Annotated in this window: 10 protein-coding genes; 6 read left to right on the plus strand and 4 right to left on the minus strand. The window is 72.3% G+C overall.

Annotated elements, in window-relative coordinates:
• Window positions 1–49: 49 nt before the first annotated feature.
• Entirely contained in the window at window positions 50–1,150 is a 1,101-nt protein-coding gene (locus tag CFK39_RS06745; RefSeq protein ID WP_089064822.1) for an ABC transporter ATP-binding protein, read from the plus strand.
• A complete protein-coding gene (locus CFK39_RS06750) occupies window positions 1,150–2,271 on the plus strand; it encodes an ABC transporter permease (protein ID WP_089064823.1) in 1,122 nt (373 codons plus the stop codon). The genes CFK39_RS06745 and CFK39_RS06750 overlap by 1 nt, the downstream gene beginning before the upstream one ends.
• 72 nt (window positions 2,272–2,343) lie before the next feature.
• Here the strand turns inward: CFK39_RS06750 and CFK39_RS06755 are convergent, their stop codons facing one another.
• Both CFK39_RS06755 and recR read right to left on the minus strand, forming a co-directional pair.
• On the minus strand, window positions 2,344–4,050 hold the full coding sequence (locus CFK39_RS06755) for a hypothetical protein (protein WP_089064824.1): 1,707 nt from the start codon (window positions 4,048–4,050) through the stop codon (window positions 2,344–2,346).
• 15 nt (window positions 4,051–4,065) lie between these two features.
• On the minus strand, window positions 4,066–4,659 hold the full coding sequence (gene recR / locus CFK39_RS06760; protein ID WP_089064825.1) for a recombination mediator RecR: 594 nt from the start codon (window positions 4,657–4,659) through the stop codon (window positions 4,066–4,068).
• Window positions 4,660–4,823: 164 nt separating this feature from the next.
• Here recR and CFK39_RS06765 point away from each other — a divergent pair, with 164 nt between their 5' ends.
• Both CFK39_RS06765 and CFK39_RS06770 read left to right on the plus strand, forming a co-directional pair.
• A complete protein-coding gene (locus tag CFK39_RS06765) occupies window positions 4,824–6,191 on the plus strand; it encodes a glycoside hydrolase family 125 protein (protein ID WP_089064826.1) in 1,368 nt (455 codons plus the stop codon).
• A gap of 93 nt (window positions 6,192–6,284) precedes the next feature.
• Window positions 6,285–6,815, plus strand: coding sequence for a GyrI-like domain-containing protein (locus tag CFK39_RS06770; protein ID WP_089064827.1), 531 nt, complete (start codon window positions 6,285–6,287; stop codon window positions 6,813–6,815).
• 1 nt (window position 6,816) lies between these two features.
• On the opposite strand, the gene CFK39_RS06775 is transcribed toward CFK39_RS06770, so the two are convergent.
• Window positions 6,817–10,098 (minus strand): DNA polymerase III subunit gamma and tau, encoded by a 3,282-nt coding sequence (locus CFK39_RS06775; protein WP_157697094.1) that lies wholly within the window; start codon window positions 10,096–10,098, stop codon window positions 6,817–6,819.
• Between the two features lie 366 nt (window positions 10,099–10,464).
• Here CFK39_RS06775 and CFK39_RS06780 point away from each other — a divergent pair, with 366 nt between their 5' ends.
• The gene (locus tag CFK39_RS06780) at window positions 10,465–10,701 is read left to right on the plus strand and encodes a type II toxin-antitoxin system Phd/YefM family antitoxin (protein WP_089064828.1); all 237 of its coding nucleotides are present in this window, start codon (window positions 10,465–10,467) and stop codon (window positions 10,699–10,701) included.
• A 59-nt stretch (window positions 10,702–10,760) separates the two neighbouring features.
• Here CFK39_RS06780 and CFK39_RS06785 read toward each other — a convergent pair whose 3' ends face one another.
• The gene (locus CFK39_RS06785; protein WP_089064829.1) at window positions 10,761–11,012 is read right to left on the minus strand and encodes a hypothetical protein; all 252 of its coding nucleotides are present in this window, start codon (window positions 11,010–11,012) and stop codon (window positions 10,761–10,763) included.
• 284 nt (window positions 11,013–11,296) lie between these two features.
• On the opposite strand from CFK39_RS06785, the gene CFK39_RS06790 reads away from it, so the two are divergent.
• Window positions 11,297–12,784 (plus strand): dicarboxylate/amino acid:cation symporter, encoded by a 1,488-nt coding sequence (locus tag CFK39_RS06790; protein WP_089064830.1) that lies wholly within the window; start codon window positions 11,297–11,299, stop codon window positions 12,782–12,784.
• Window positions 12,785–13,132 lie beyond the last annotated feature (348 nt).

Below are 13,132 nucleotides of genomic sequence, written 5' to 3' on the forward strand. Positions count from 1 at the left end.
TACCCGGTCGTCCCTCCCTTTTCCCCTGATCACATGCAATCGTGTGCCCATGACGCAGAGCACATCACCGGACCGGGGCCGGGGCCGGGAACAGGGGCCGCGGGCACCGCAGGACGCAGGCGACTACGCCTACGGGCCGGAGGATCCCCCGGGATCGGGGCCCGCGTCGCCGCGGTCTGAGGCCAGCGGCATCGCGGAGCCCGCTGCCGGCATCGTCGCCGAGCACGTCTCCCGTGCCTTCGGCAGCGTGCAGGCGGTGCTGGACCTGAGCTTCACCGCACCGCGCGGCGCGGTGACGGCGCTGGTGGGGCCCAACGGCTGCGGCAAGTCGACCCTGATGCTGATGCTCGCCTCCCTGCTGTCCCCCGACTCCGGCCGGGTGCTGATCGACGGGGTGGATCCGTCGATCGACTCCCCGACCGTGCGGGCGAGCGTCGGCTGGATGCCGGACCAGTTCGGGGCCTGGGAATCGCTGCGGGTCGCCGAGGTGCTCGAGGTGATGGGCCGGGCCTACTTCCTGCCCAGCGCACAGCGGCGCCAGCGGGTCGACGAGCTGCTGCAGCTGATGGACCTGGGCTCCCTCGCCCAGCAGCCCGCACATGTGCTCTCCCGGGGCCAGAAGCAGCGGCTGGGCCTGGCGCGCGCCCTGATCCACGCCCCTTCGGTGCTGATCCTCGATGAGCCCGCCTCCGGGCTCGACCCCGCCTCGCGCCGCCGGCTGCTGCAGGTGGTGCGCTCGCTCGCCGCCGCCGGGACCACCGTGCTGATCTCCAGCCACATCCTCAGCGAGCTCGAGGAGATGGCCGACCACGTCGTGTTCATGGACGACGGGCGGGTGGTGGACGCTTCGAGCGTGCGCGAGCTGGCCGCTCGCCCCCGGTCCTGGCGGATCGCGTCGCTGGACCGGCAGCGGCTGGTCAAGGCGCTGGACAGGCTCGGGGCGCGGCACGGCGAGGTGCTCGCTCCCGAGCACACCACCTCCGGCCACGCCGAGGCGCTCGTGCAGCTGCCCGACGAGGCGACCGCCGCCCGCCTGCTGACGGATCTCACCACCGCCGATGCACGGATCATCGGCTTCGGCCCGGCGACCGGGCGGCTCGAGGCCGCCTATCTCGCCTCGGACGCCGCCCACCGTGAAGGAGCCCCGTGATGAGCATGCCCACCGCTTCGCCCCCCGTCGGCCGCGGCCGCGCCCTGAACGGCGCCCTCGCGCTGCGGCCCCGAGGGCTGTGGCTGGTGACCTCGCTCGAGCTGCGGCAGCGGGTACGGACCGCGCGCTGGTACATAGCGCTCGCGGCCTGGACCCTGGTGATGCTGGGCATCGGGGCGCTGGCACTGGCCCCGACGCTGTACACGGCGCAGTGGGACGCTCTGGAGCCGATCGCCGCCATGGTGTTCAGCCTCCAGATCATCCTGGTGCTGTTCGCGATGCTGCTGGTGGTGCCGGCGCTCTCGGCCGGTTCCATCAACGGCGACCGCACTGCGGGCACGCTCGCGACGCTGCAGGCGAGCCTGCTCAGCCCGCTGGAGATCGTGCTCGGCAAGCTGCTGGCCGGCTTCCTCACCGGGCTCGCCTTTCTGGTGCTCGCCCTGCCGTCGGTGGTGCCGATCGCACTGCTGGGCCACATCAGCCCGTGGTACCTCCTGCGCATCCTGCTGGTGATCGTGCTGCTCACGCTGTGCGTGACCGCCGTCGGGCTGGGCCTCTCCGCGGTGACCCAGCGGCAGCTCGGCTCCGTGGTCCTGGCCTATGTGATCGTGTTCGGGGTGACAGTGGTGCTGCCGGTCGCCTGGGGCAGCTCGGCGATCTTCCTCCAGCAGGACCGGGAGGTGACGAACTACTACTCGTCCTTCGAGACTGACGTGGTGTCCGGACCGGGCCGGTGCGAGTCGCAGACCGAGAGCAGCACTGTCCCGCGGATCGATCTGACCATGCCGCTGCTGTGGGGCAACCCGGTGGTCCTCCTGGCCGAGACCGCCCCGCCGTTGCCTATACCCACCTGGGACGATGAGGACGAGAACCTGGACGCGCTGCGCATGCTGAAGACGGGTGTGCGCACCGCCGCCACGATCACTCATCCTGCACACCACAACTTCTGCGACCCGAGTGAGAGCGGATATCCCGAAAACCTCGGCGAGCCCCCGAACCGGCCGATCTGGCCGATGGGGCTGGGGCTGTGGATGCTCGCCGGGGGCGTGTCGCTGGCGGTGGCGGTCCGGAGGCTCGCGGTGCCGATCCGGCGCCTGGGCACGGGCACCCGCATCGCCTGAGGACGGGCCCACCGCGCCCGGACGGAGGCGCGGGCAGCGCGTCCGGCAGCGCGTCCGCTCTCGTCCCGGGTCTCAGCCGCGGCGGTCCCGCAGCTCGGCGAGCGAGTCCGGGATGCCCTCCTGCGGGGCAGCGATCTCCGCGGGCACCTGCCCGCCGCCGGTGAAGGCCGAGCCCTCGCCACCGAAGTCCGGCAGGGTGCCGCGGGCGAGGTCGGCCTCGCGCACGGCGGTGTCGGCCGCCCCCGGCATGCTGGCATCCACCCAGAGCTGTTCGCCGGCGGCGTCGAGGTCGAGGAGCTCCAGGGCATGGTCACCCGCCCCGGCCTGGAGCCGTCGGCGCAGCGCGGCCCGCACCGCCGGGTCCCCGGCGCGGTCGGTGCGGGTCCCGATATCGGGGACAACCAGCGCATACGGGCTCTCGCGCCGCATGTAGCGACCGGCCGGGCCGTACAGCACGTCCCGCAGTCCGGAGCGCATCGCGGCTGCGGCGGCCAGGCCCTGCAACGGTGCCAGCACCAGCACGATCATCACGATCCAGACCCAGCTCAGGGCGGTCGCGATCTGCAGCAGCTGCAGCGCCAGCGCTGCCAGCATCGCCCCCAGCAGCATCCAGCCCGCAGCGAACCAGCCGGTCAAGGCGACGGCGCGGGCCTCCCACGGATTGACCCGGGCGCGATGCGCCCAGTCCTCATGGGTGCGCTGATCCCTGACCTGATCGCGCTGGGTGGCGGACAGGATGACCGCGAGCGCCGGGGACAGGGCCAGGCCGAGCAGCACGAGCCCGGCGATCGGGGCGGCGACCACCAGCTGCGGCCAGTGCAGCGGGGAGGACATCTGCGTCAGGTCGGTGCTGGCGAACCGGGAGAACACGGTGACCATGTCGGTGATCCCGAAGATCACCCACCCGGTGCCGACCGCGGCCGGCACCACCCACTTCAGGCTCGAGCGGGCGATGAGGCCCAGCGCGCGCAGGGCGCCGCGGGGCGTGCCGGCACCGCCCAGCACCGCAGTGCCGAGGTTCGGGGGCAGGTGGCGGCGGTCCTGCGCCCGCACCTGCGCCGCCGCTGCGGCACGCCTGCCGAGGTCACGGTCGATCCGGGAGGTGGTGGCCAGCACCTCGGCATCGGTGATCCCCAGCAGCTTCGAGGCGGGGACGCACCGGCGCACCAGCAGCCAGGCGACCTGGAGCGCCCCGAGCGCCAGGCACCAGGAGGACAGCGGCCCGGCCCCGAACCCGGACCAGGGCTGCGGCACCTCGAGCAGCACGGACAGCGGCAGCAGCAGCACGACCAGGACCGGCGGGAGCATCAGCATCGCCGTGATCCGGGTGGCCACTGCTCGCTGGAACGCGTGCTCGCTGAGGAAGCGGCGCGGGAGGACCCCGGCCAGGAGCGAGGGTGCCAGCAGCGCGGTGGGCACGCTCAGCAGCGTCGCGGCGGCCGGGAGCACGAGGAAGGCGGTCCCCAGGCCGGCCCTGGTGAAGCCCAGGCTGCGGATCGCGGTCTCCAGGAAGCTCGGATCCGCCAGCGCGCCCAGCAGCGCGACGAACCAGAAGGTGGGCGAGGCACCGGAGACGTACAGCACCAGCAGCAGGTACCACAGGCCCAGCAGCACCAGGGCGGGTGCCCACAGCATCCGCAGCAGACGCCGCCGCAGCGCGGCCTGGGACTCGGCGATGATCTCTCCCGGCGGCACCAGGGAGGGGGAGTCCAAGGGCAGCTCCGGCGGCGCGGGCAGATCTCTCAGCGGCGGCAGCAGGCGGGCATGGGGAGAGGTCATGGACGGGCGCTGAGCTCAGACGGAACGGCGGCCCAGGAACGCGCGGCCCAGGGTCATCTCATCGGCGTAATCCAGGTCGCCGCCGACCGGCAGGCCGGAGGCGAGCCGGGTGACGGTGAGCTCGAGCGGTCCCAGCAGGCGCGAGAGGTAGGCCGAGGTGGCCTCGCCCTCGATGTTCGGATCCAGCGCCAGGATCACCTCCTGGGTCTCGCCCGAGCCCAGGCGGCTCATCAGCTGGGTGATGCGCAGGTCGTTCGGTCCCACCCCGCCGATCGGGTCGATCGCGCCGCCGAGCACGTGGTACCGGCCCTTGAACTCACGGATCTTCTCGATCGCGACGATGTCCTTGGACTCCTCGACCACGCAGATCACCTCGTCGGTGCGGCGCGTGTCGGTGCAGATGCGGCAGCGCTCGTCTGCCGAGACGTTCCCGCAGATCTCGCAGAAGCGCACCGTGTCCTTGACCTGGACCAGCACCTCCGCGAGTCGGCGCACAGCGGCGTCGTCGGCGTCCAGCAGATGGAATGCGATCCGCTGCGCCGACTTGGGGCCGATGCCCGGCAGCTTGCCGAGCTCGTCGATGAGGTCCTGGACGATGCCTTCGTACACGGCCCCAACTGTAGTTGTCCGGGCCGACCGGCGAGGTCTGCAGGCCCGGGACTGTGAGCGGATCCCGGATGTGCAGCTCCCGGCCCGGCCCCGATACAGTGAACCTCGACGATGCCGGCTCCCGCCCGAGAGCGCCCGGCAGACCGACCTCGCTGAGGAGTGACGTGGCCACCCTGCCCTCCCCCCTGCTCGACGCGGTCCATGACCGGGTCCTGAGCGGTCTCGCCGACCTCGACGGCACCGAACTGGACGGCACCGACCGCGCCCTTGACCAAGAGATCGCCCGCCGGGTGGTCGCGTACCTGCGCAACACGGCCGAGACCACCGTGAGCGTCGAGGAGGACGGCACCACCTTCGTGATCACCGGGGACATCCCGGCGATGTGGCTGCGGGACTCCGCCGCGCAGCTCTCACCGCTGCTGCGCCTGGTGGCGGCGGGCATCGGCGCCGACGAGGACCGCTCCGTGCTGGTCAGCCTGCTCAGCGGACTGCTGCGACGCCACTGGCAGTACCTGGAGATCGACCCCTACGCCAACGCCTTCAACCGGCTGCCGGACTCCGCGCACTGGGATGAGGACGAGACGGAGTTCGAGAACCCCTGGGCGTGGGAGCGCAAGTTCGAGCTCGACTCGCTCTCCTACGGACCGGACCTGGCCTGGCGGCTGTGGCAGGCGACCGGCGACACCTCCTGGGCGGATGAGCGCTTCCTGCCCGCAGCCCGGGCGATCCTCGCCACCGTCGCCACCGAGCAGCATCACGAGGAGCGCTCGCAGTACGTCTTCCGCCGCACCGGAGCCCCCTCCCAGGACACCCTCGCCCGCGAGGGTCGCGGCTGCCTGACCACCCCGAACGGGCTGGTGTGGGCGGGTTTCCGCCCCTCGGACGATGCTTGCGAGCTGGGCTTTAACATCCCGGGCAACCATTTCCTGGCCCTGGCCCTGGAACGCCTGGCTGAGCTGCTCGAGCAGGTCGCGGGCGCGCCTGCGGAGGCGGCCGAGGCCCGGCTGCGGGCCGGCGAGATCCGGGCGGCGCTGAGGGAGCATGCGCTGATCGACGGGCCCGAGGGGCAACCGATCTGGGCGTACGAGATCGACGGCCGCGGCGAGCATCGCTTCCTCGACGACGCGAACGTGCCCAGCCTGCTGTCCCTGCCGTACCTGGGCTGCGTCGACGTCGAGGATCCGGTGCAGATCGCGACCCGCGCCGCCGTGCTGTCGCGGGAGAACCCGTACTACTACGCGGGGCTGTTCCTGGAGGGGGTCGGCTCCCCGCACACGCCGAAGGACCATGTCTGGCCGATCGCGAAGTCCATCGAAGGGCTCACCACCGCGGACCGCGAGGAGCAGCTGCGGATCCTGGCCCAGCTGATCCGCACCGATGGCGGCACCGGGATGATGCACGAGGGCGTCCACATCGATGAGCCGACGACGTTCACCCGGGAGTGGTTCTCCTGGTCGAACTCGATGTTCTGCGAGCTGGCCCTGGACCTCGCCGGCGTGGGCCGCGACCCTCACTACCCACCCGCCGCCTGAGCGGTGGCGGCGCCCGGGTGGGCGCGGTACCGTCAGTGCGGGTCGTAGCTCTCCGGCACGGCCCGTTGTCGACTCTGAACAGGACGTGGACCGATGTCGTCGATGCCGTCTCCGTATGACGCCGCAGAGCCGGCCACCGACTGCCGGGTGGCCCAGGCGCCCGAGGTGCCCACGGCTGTCGTCGCGCAGCGGAGCTTCCCGATGCATGAGATGCCGTCCCTGATGGACGGGACCTTCTCGTACCTGGCCGCGGCGCTGGAGGGGGTCGGGCTCAGCCCGATCGGTCCGGCGTTCGCGCTGCATCACCGCGCCCCGGTCTCCACCGCCGACCTGGAGGTGGGCTTCCCGCTCGACCGGCCGCTGACCGAGCCCCTGACCCTGCCCAGCGGTTTCGAGGTGACCGGGTCGGTGCTGCCGGCCGGCCGCGTGGCCTGGACCTCGCACATCGGCGGGTACGGAGGGCTGGCCGAGAAGTGGGGCGCCTTCACCGAGGGCATCGGCGAGTCGGAGGAGCAGATGATCTACCCGTTCTGGGAGTTCTACGTGACCCAGCCGTCACCGCAGGTGAACCCGGCGACGCTGCGCACCGACCTGTTCAGCCTGCTCGAGCCGCGCGAGGCCTGAGTTAGGCTGCGTGGCCGCGCGCGCTTCCGCGGCTAGTAGTTCCGGTTCTCGTCGATGATCTCGAGGACCTTGCCGCCGAGCAGCTTCTCGACGACCTCGCGGCCGTTGCGGGTGGCGACCACCGCGTCCTCGTCGTCGCGCGTCGCGCCACCGGTGGGGTCGATGTCCGCGGCCGGTTCCGCACGTGTGACGCCACGCAGCCCCCCGACGCGCTGGCCGGCATCGCGGGAGGCCTGCGCCGCCTCGCGCACCAAAGCGGCACCGCTGCGCGGGGCCGCCGCAGGAGAGCCGCCTGCAGGGCTCGGGGCGGTAACTGCGAGGCAGGGCCGGTCGCGGCAGGGCTGGTCGCGGCGGGGCTGGTCGCGGCAGAGTTCGTGGCGGCGGGGACGGTGGCGGCGGTCCCCCACGACGCGGCGGCACGGGCGGACGCGGAGGCTCCTGGGCCGGGAGACGCTGGTGCGGCGTCGGCCGATGCCGCACCGCCGGCGGAGCCCGGCTCCGCGGGAGCAGCCGTCTGCAGCGCCGGACGCCCGGTGCCGCTCCCCGGCCCGTCCGTTAGCGGGGCATCTCCCGCCGAAGCGCCGGGGGGCTCTGCCCGGGTGTCACCGGCATCGGAGGCACCAGCGCCCGCGCCGTGGCCCTGCGTGGGGCGGGAGCGGACGACGCGACCTTCAGCGATCGCGCGGCGCAATGCCCGCTGTCCGTAGGTGCGGGATTCCTCGGGCGGGAGGCTGTCGCGGCCCTCGTCCTCCACCTCGGCGATCTCCCCGTGCGGAGCCGAGCCGGCTGCGGCCGCTGCGGCCTCCGCAGTCGCAGCGCCGGTCGGCTGCGGGTTCTGAGGCTGATAGTCGTCCTGTGGGTGCCGGGGCTGGTAGCTGTCCTGAGGATCCGGCGGGAAGGGATCGTCGGGCTCCGGCGGGAAGTCCTCGATCCGCTCGGCCGTCGAGCCGGGACGGCTGGTGCGTGCGGCCCGCTCCGCAGCCCGCATCGCCCGCTCGGAGGCACGCTGGCCCGCCGATGCCGTCGGAGGCTCCTCGGGACTGGCGGCGGGCGCGGGCGCGGGCTCGCGCGGGGCCGTCGCAGTGACGGCATCTCCCCAGCGGACAGGGGTCTGCTCCTCGGACTGACCGGAGGCCCCCGTCGGCTGCGGAGCTGCCGCCTGGACGTCGGGGCTCGGTCCGTGCTGCACCTGGCCAGCAGCAGCACCGCCGTTCGTGCTGTCTCCGACGGGGCGACCCGGACCGCCCGCTCCACCCGATGACTCCGGGCCACTGCTCTCAGGCCCGCCACCACCGGCGGCGCTGCCGGGTCCGGGCGATCCTGGGCTCGGGGCATTGCCGGGGCCGGGACCGGGATCGTCACCGACCACGGCCTCGATGGTGACCTCGACGTGCATGATGCGGCGCACGGCATCGGCCAGGTTCTGCGCGGCGGTGCCGCGGTGGAAGGCGTTGACCAGACCGTCCGTGCGGAAGCCGATCACCAGCGTGCCGCCGTGTGCGCCGTTGACATGACCGTTCTGGGAGATCAGCGCCCAGCTGGGACGACGGATCTGCTGCAGCTCGTCGAGGATCGCGGACCAGTTGCCCCGCACCTGATCCGCATCGATCCCGCCGCCCGCTGCAGGCTGCACCGAGGGTGGAGTCTGCGGCGCTGCCGCGTTCGGTGTCGGCGGCTCTGTCGCTGCCGCGTTCCCTGCCGGCGGCCGCTGAGGCCCGGCGTCGCGCCCCGTGGACTGCGGAGGGGCTTGGTGCGGGGCCTGCTGCGAGGCCTGCGGTGCAGAGTCTCCCCACGGCGCCTGCGCCGGAGGCGCGGCGGAGGGCTCCGCCGGGGCCGCCGGAGCACTCGACGCGGGTGCAGTGGCCTGCGGTCGGGGCGCTGTGCCCTGCGCGGCGGGCGCTGCACTCTGCCGCTCCGGGGCGGGAGGCTGCTCGGGGGCGCGAGGCTGCGCGGAGGCGGGAGCGCTCGCGGGCGCTGCCGCCGCGCCGCCGCGACCGCCGCGGGCCTGCCGGGCGGCCTCGACCTTCTCCTGGGCGATACGCCGCGCCTGATCACGAGCTCCCGACGCCCCCGACGACGCATCAGGAGGCGGCGCAGCACCGGACGGCCCGCCGCCGGCAGGCGCACCGCCACGCTGATCGTTGGTCGGGGCCGGGGCGCCGGCTGCCGCCAGCGCGGCCCGCTCGTCGCGCAGCACCAGCCGCGCCGCGAGCAGTTCGAGATGCAGCCGGGGCGAGGTCGCTCCGCTCATCGTCGACAGGGTCTCGTGGACCAGGTCACCGCACTGCGAGAGATCCGCCGGGGCGAACAGCGCGGCCTGGCCGCGCATGCTCTCGAGCTCGTCGGCCGGAACCTGCGGCAGGAGGTCGGCGCCGCGGTCCGGCACCGCGGCGAGCACGATCAGGTCGCGCATCCGCTCCAGCAGGTCCTCGACGAAGCGGCGCGGTTCATGGCCGGTGGCCAGCACGTGCTCGACCGCCGAGTACAGCGCGGCCGCATCGCGCTCGGCGACGGCGGTGATGGCGCTGTCCAGCAGCGCGGTGTCGGTGAAGCCCAGCAGCGCGATCGCGGTCGAGAAATCCAGTCCGTCGTCACCGGCGCCGGCCATCAGCTGGTCCAGCACCGACATCGAGTCACGTGCGGAACCGCCGCCGGCGCGCACCACCAGCGGCATCACGCCCTCCCCGACCTCAACGCCCTCGGCGGCGCAGACCTCCTCGAGGTAGGGGCCCAGCACCTGCGGCGGGATCAGCCGGAAGGGGTAGTGGTGGGTGCGCGAGCGGATGGTGCCGATGACCTTGTCCGGCTCCGTGGTCGCGAAGACGAACTTCACGTGCTCGGGCGGCTCCTCGACCAGCTTCAACAGGGCGTTGAACCCGGCGGAGGTGACCATGTGGGCCTCGTCGATGATGAACACCTTGTAGCGGTCGCGGACCGGTGCGAAGGAGGCTCGTTCGCGCAGTTCGCGGGCATCGTCCACACCGCCGTGACTGGCGGCATCGATCTCCACCACGTCGAGGCTGCCGGAGCCACCGGTGGCGAGGTCGCGGCAGGAATCGCACTGGCCGCACGGCTCGTCCGTCGGCCCCTGGGCGCAGTTCAGGCAGCGAGCGAGGATGCGCGCCGAGGTGGTCTTGCCACAGCCGCGAGGCCCCGAGAACAGGTAGGCATGACCGATCCGTCCCGCGCGCAGCGCACGCCGCAGGGGCGTGGTGACATGGTCCTGGCCGATCACTTCGGCGAAGGACTCCGGGCGGTAACGACGGTACAGAGCGATGGCCACCCCGACAGGCTAGTCGAGGCCGCCCACGTTCCCCGCCGCTGGGGAGAAGTCCCGCTGTGGAGGAACGGTGCGAGATCCCCGGGGCGAGACGGGTCCTCGTCGCCGTCGCCGGTCCCGAACTCTGCCCGTCGACCCACGGCCCGATCCCGAACGGCCCCACTGCCTGGTCCCGGGCGCTCCCACGAGGTGATCCCGCGCGCCCCCGCACCCCTTAGCGCGGTTCCGCGCGCCCCCGGCCCGCGGTGTGATCCCGCACGTTCGTGATGTGGTCCGACGCGTCCGTGGTGCGGATCTGCCGCGCCGCCGGGATCCACATTCCTTCCCCGGCAGTCGCGACATCATGTACATGATGTAAGGGTTTCTCGCATGACAACCGTGTCCTCGGCGCACTTCCGCGCCCATCTGAGTGAGCATCTCGAGCGAGCGCAGCGCGAGCCCGTCATCGTCACGAGCAGAGGGGTTCGACGCCGGGCCGTCCTCGTCTCCGCCGACTTCTTCGACCGGGCATCCGCCGCCCTCGGCGACGCGCCGTACGCCGCACCCCCGCGGAGCACCCAGGAGGAGGTCATGGACGAGGTGATGCGCTTCATCCAGGACCTCTGACCGAATCGCGGCATCCCGGCTCCCTGTACAGCGCAGATCGCGGGAAGCAGGTGCGCAGGTCACGAACGGCTGGAACGGGCCTCGTCCGGATCGCCGCCACCGGCCTCCCTCGTCGCCGCGAGCTTCTCCCTGCGCTCCTTCAGACCCCGATGGGTGGCTGAGAACACCGCCACCACCACGATCACCGCCACCAGCACGTCCACCACCCAGCCGGGCACGCCGAAGGGCAGTGCGATCTCCGGCAGCAGCCCGAGAAGCCACTCCACCAGATCTCGCACCGGCCGCAGCAGCGCAGCGAGGAAGTCCTGCACCGGTTGCAGCAGCTGCGCGATCCATTCCCGCGGCGGTGCCGTCGCTCGCGCGATCGCCTCGAGCAGAGGCCGCAGCCGGGCCTCGATCCACTCGACCAGCGGGTCGAGCAGGCCGCTGAACAGCGCACCGAGGCCGAGCAGCGGCAGCAGGAAGCGCGCGGACCTCGCGGCGCAGCACTGACCCTCGCGCTGATTGGCGCAACCCCGCGACCCATAAGTTCATCTACTGTGACCCCTCACAAAATCCTTGATGTCGGCCCGCCAGCCGCGTAGCGTCCTTTCCCGTGAGCATCTCCACCCCCTCCCCCACGGCCACCCCGACCCGGCGCAACCCGCTGCGCGCCATCGTCGGCATCCCCTTCGGCTGGCAGGTCCTGATCGGCCTGATCCTGGGGGTGATCCTCGGCCTCGTCGCCGCCCAGATGGGCCCGGTCCCCGGTGCCGGCGAAGACGGCGGTGACGGCGCGAACTGGCTGACCACCACCTTGCAGACCATCGGCTCGATCTTCGTGACCCTGCTGAAGGCGCTGGTCCCGCCGCTGATCTTCCTCGCGATCGTCACCTCGATCGCCAACCTCCGCAACGTCACCAACGCCGCCCGCCTGGCCTGGAAGACCCTGCTCTGGTTCGCGATCACCGCCCTGATCGCGGTCTCGATCGGCATCACCCTCGGCGCCCTGACCACGCCCGGGGCGAACTCCGGCGTCACGGCCGACGCCGCCAAGGCCTCGGACACCCAGGGCGGCTGGATGGATTTCCTGAACGGCCTGGTGCCCTCGAACTTCCTGGGCATCACTGGCTCCGCGGGCGATGACGGCTCCGTCTCGATCAGCTTCAACGCCCTGCAGATCCTGGTGATCTCGATCGCCGTGGGCATCGCGGTGCTCTCCGTCGGCGCGAAGGCCGAGCCGTTCCTGAAGTTCACCGGCTCTGCCCTGGAGATCGTCCAGAAGCTGCTGTGGTGGGTCATCCGTCTCGCCCCGATCGGCACCGTGGGCCTGCTCGGCAACGCCGTGGCCAGCTACGGCTGGAACGCGCTCGGGCAGCTCGGCGTCTTCGTGGCCGATGTCTACATCGGTATGGCCATCGTGCTGCTGGTGGTCTACCCGGTGCTGCTGAAGCTCAACGGCCTCTCCATCGGCTCGTTCTTCCGCGGCGTGTGGCCCGCGACCTCGCTGGGCTTCGTCTCCCGCTCCTCGCTCGGCACGATGCCCATGACCAAGTCCGTCACCGAGCGGATGGGCGTGCCCAGCCACTACGCCTCCTTCGCGGTCCCGCTGGGCGCGACCACCAAGATGGACGGCTGCGCCGCGATCTACCCGGCCCTGGCCGCGATCTTCGTGGCGAACTTCTACGGCGTGCCGCTGGGCATCACCGACTACCTGCTGATCGTGCTGGTCTCGGTGCTCGGCTCCGCCGCGACCGCCGGGATGACCGGCGCGACCGTGATGCTCACCCTGACGCTGTCGACCCTGGGCCTGCCCCTGGAGGGCGTCGGCCTACTGCTGGCGATCGACCCGATCCTGGACATGGGCCGCACCGCCCTGAACGTCACCGGCCAGGCGCTGGTGCCCGTGATCGTCTCCAAGCGCGAGCAGATCCTGGACCGTCCGCGGTACGACGCCGCCCGTCGGACCTCCTTCCAGGCCATCCAGGCCGAGGAGGCGCAGGTCGCCCAGGACCCCGCCGACGCGGAGACCGCGGATCCCGCCACGGCCCCTCAGGGCGAATCCGCCGACGGCGAGCGCATCACCCAGCCCGCGAACGTCTGACCCAGCCGGCGCCAACCCGGCGCGCGCATCGGATCCCCCGATCTGCATCATCACTGGTGCGGATCGGGGGATCCGCGTCATCCCGCCGCGGTGTGTCACGTCTGCCGGGTCTCCGGGTCTGCAGAGGACCCGACGCGCGGCCGACCCCGCCCCGCGCGGCCTCCCATCGGCGAGCCGGGAGAGCATGCGCCCCCGTGGACGAGGCCGGCACGGCGGCGAGGCAGGCGCGGCGGCGCCGTGAACCCGCGCACCACCAGGCCTCGGTCCCTGGCCGCTCGATCCCGCATCTCCTAGACTGGGAGCGTCAGACCGGCCCGGCTCCACGGGCCATCGCAGTGCATCTACCTC

This window comes from Brachybacterium avium (genome assembly GCF_002216795.1).
Lineage (GTDB): Bacteria > Actinomycetota > Actinomycetes > Actinomycetales > Dermabacteraceae > Brachybacterium > Brachybacterium avium.

Coding starts and splice junctions, on each gene's coding strand:
- CFK39_RS06745 (WP_089064822.1), top strand. CDS start 50: ATGACGCAGAGCACATCACCGGACCGGGGCCGGGGCCGGGAACAGGGG.
- CFK39_RS06750 (WP_089064823.1), top strand. CDS start 1,150: ATGAGCATGCCCACCGCTTCGCCCCCCGTCGGCCGCGGCCGCGCCCTG.
- CFK39_RS06755 (WP_089064824.1), bottom strand. CDS start 4,050: ATGACCTCTCCCCATGCCCGCCTGCTGCCGCCGCTGAGAGATCTGCCC.
- CFK39_RS06770 (WP_089064827.1), top strand. CDS start 6,285: ATGTCGTCGATGCCGTCTCCGTATGACGCCGCAGAGCCGGCCACCGAC.
- CFK39_RS06780 (WP_089064828.1), top strand. CDS start 10,465: ATGACAACCGTGTCCTCGGCGCACTTCCGCGCCCATCTGAGTGAGCAT.